At 65.7% G+C, this 2502-nt stretch carries 3 protein-coding genes; all 3 read left to right on the plus strand.

Annotated features, from left to right (window positions below):
* Positions 1-9: 9 nt before the first annotated feature.
* Positions 10-861 carry a MetQ/NlpA family lipoprotein gene (locus EOD07_RS30610; protein WP_127237962.1) on the plus strand — a complete coding sequence of 284 codons (852 nt, stop codon included), beginning with the start codon at positions 10-12 and terminating at the stop codon, positions 859-861.
* Between the two features lie 80 nt (positions 862-941).
* Entirely contained in the window at positions 942-2033 is a 1092-nt protein-coding gene (locus EOD07_RS30615) for a methionine ABC transporter ATP-binding protein (protein WP_127237961.1), read from the plus strand.
* On the plus strand, positions 2014-2502 hold a 489-nt coding region (locus EOD07_RS30620; RefSeq protein ID WP_164772698.1), incomplete at its 3' end, for a methionine ABC transporter permease. The genes EOD07_RS30615 and EOD07_RS30620, both read left to right, overlap by 20 nt.

The following is a 2502-nucleotide window of genomic DNA, read 5'->3' on the forward strand; positions in this document are numbered from 1 at the left end:
GAACGCATCATGTCCGAACTTGGCAACGCTTCAAAATCTCTCGTTACGTCAATCACCAGACGCGCCGGATTGGCGGCGCTTCTCGCCACGACATTGGCCGTCATCGGCCTTGCTGCGCCGTCGCCGTCCTTCGCCGAGGACAAGAAGTCGATCAAGGTCGGCATCATCAGCGGCGAGGATGAGGATGTCTGGCGCGTCGTCACCGCCGAGGCGGCCAAGAAAGGGCTGACGATTGAGACCGTCGTCTTCAACGACTACACCCAGCCCAACGAGGCGCTGGAGCGCGGCGAGATCGACGCCAACGCTTTCCAGCACAAGCCCTATCTCGACAACCAGATCAAAACGCAAGGCTACCACATCGTGCCGGTCGGCTACACGGCCGTCTGGCCGATCGGCCTCTATTCGAAGAAGCACGCCAAGGTCGCCGAATTGCCGGAAGGCGCCGTCATCGGTGTGCCGAACGATCCGTCCAACGAGGGCCGCGCGCTGCATGTCCTGGAACATGAAGGCCTGATCAAGCTCAAGGACGGCACCGGCATCCTGGCGACGACCGCCGACATTGCGGAGAACCCCAAGAAGCTCGAGATCAAGGAGCTCGACGCCGGCATCGTCGGTCGCTCGGTCGACGATCTCGACGCCGCCGTCGTCAACACCGACTGGGCGCTGAAGAGCGGCCTCGGCCCCGAAAACCGCATCGCGCAGGAACCGGTGGCCGATAATCCCTACCGCAACTTCATCGCGGTCAAGGCCGGAGCCGAGAACGAGCCGTGGGTGAAGACGCTGGTCGCCTCCTATCAGAATGAGGCGGTCAAGGCCGAGTTCGACAAGGTCTACAAAGGCACCGGGATCAGCGCCTATTGATCGGCGCCTGGCTGGCAGCAACAGGCGGTCCGCCTCTGAGCGGGCCGCCATCGTATTTTCGGACTGAGACGGAAACAGAGATGAACCAGCATGTCTCGGCCAGTGTCGCCGATCTCGTCCGCGTCCAGCCGGCCGGGCTTGAAGACGTTGTCCGCCTCGTCGGCCTGAAGCGCCGCTTCGGCGTGACGGCTGCCCTCGACGGTGTCTCGCTCACGGTGAAGAAGGGCGAGATCCTCGGCATCATCGGACGCAGCGGCGCCGGCAAGTCGACGCTGATCCGCTGCCTGAACGGGCTGGAGCGCCCCGATTCCGGCGAGGTCTTCATCGAGGGCCGCGAGATCGGCCGTCTGGGCGAGCGCGAGCTGCAGCCGCTGCGCCGTCGCATCGGCATGGTGTTCCAGCATTTCAATCTTCTGTCGGCGAAGACGGTCGAGGAGAATGTCGCGCTGCCGCTCAAGATCGAAGGGCGGCCGCGCGCCGAGCGCATGGCGCGGGCGGCCGAGCTTCTGCAGCTCGTTGGCCTGTCGGAGAAGGCCAGGGCCTATCCGGCCTCGCTGTCGGGCGGGCAGAAGCAGCGCGTCGGCATCGCCAGGGCGCTGGCCGCCCGACCGGCGCTGCTCTTGTCGGACGAGGCCACCTCGGCGCTCGATCCGGAGACGACGCGCTCGATCCTGGCGCTGCTCAAGGATATCAATTCCAGGCTCGGGCTCACCATCCTGCTGATCACGCATGAGATGGAGGTGATCCGTTCGATCGCGGATCGTGTGGCGGTGATCGACGCCGGCCGGATCGTCGAGGAAGGCGCCGTGTGGCAGGTCTTCGCCGATCCGAAATCGGAAATTACACGCAGCCTGCTCGGCGGCATCCGGCCGCAATTGCCGCCAGAGATCGCCAGCCGGCTGGTTCCGGGCGAAGGCGCGGAAACGATCCTTAGGATCGATGTCGCCGGCGAGGCCGCGCGCGGGGCTTTGCTTTCCGATCTTGCCGCGGCGGTGCCGGGCCAATTCCGCCTGGTGCATGGCGGCGTCGACCATGTCCAGGGCCAGCCCGTCGGCACGCTGTTCCTGGCCGTTGCCGGCGTTGAAGCCGCGCATCTTGTGCAAGTGACGACATTCCTCAAGGAGCGCGACGCGCGGGTGGAGGTGCTTGGCCATGTCGCCGGTCCTGTTTGAGCTCCTCATCCGCTCGATCTGGGAAACGGTGCTGATGACCGGGGCGTCCGGTCTGATCTCGCTTGTCCTCGGCCTGCCGCTCGGCCTTGCCCTGGTCGCCACCGATCGCGGCGGCATCGCGGAGAGCCTTTGGGTCAATCGCATTCTCGGCGCCATCGTCAACGGCTTCCGTTCGGTTCCTTTCATCATTTTGCTGGTGGCGCTGATCCCGGTGACGCGGCTGATCGTCGGCACCTCGATCGGCACCTGGGCGGCGATCGTGCCGCTGTCGATCGCCGCCACGCCTTACTACGCCCGCATCGCCGAAGTGTCGCTGCGCGAGGTCGACCACGGGCTGATCGAGGCGGCGCGCGCCATGGGCGGCAACCGCTGGACGATCATTCGCGAGGTGCTGGTACCGGAAGCGCTGCCGGGCATCGTCGCCGGCTTCACGGTGACGCTGGCGACGCTGGTCGGCGCTTCGGCCATG

Source organism: Mesorhizobium sp. M2C.T.Ca.TU.002.02.1.1 (assembly GCF_003997225.1).

What these genes read in the sequence shown, in the direction of transcription:
- EOD07_RS30615 (WP_127237961.1), top strand. Translation starts at nt 942, where the DNA reads ATGAACCAGCATGTCTCGGCCAGTGTCGCCGATCTCGTCCGCGTCCAG.
- EOD07_RS30610 (WP_127237962.1), top strand. Translation starts at nt 10, where the DNA reads ATGTCCGAACTTGGCAACGCTTCAAAATCTCTCGTTACGTCAATCACC.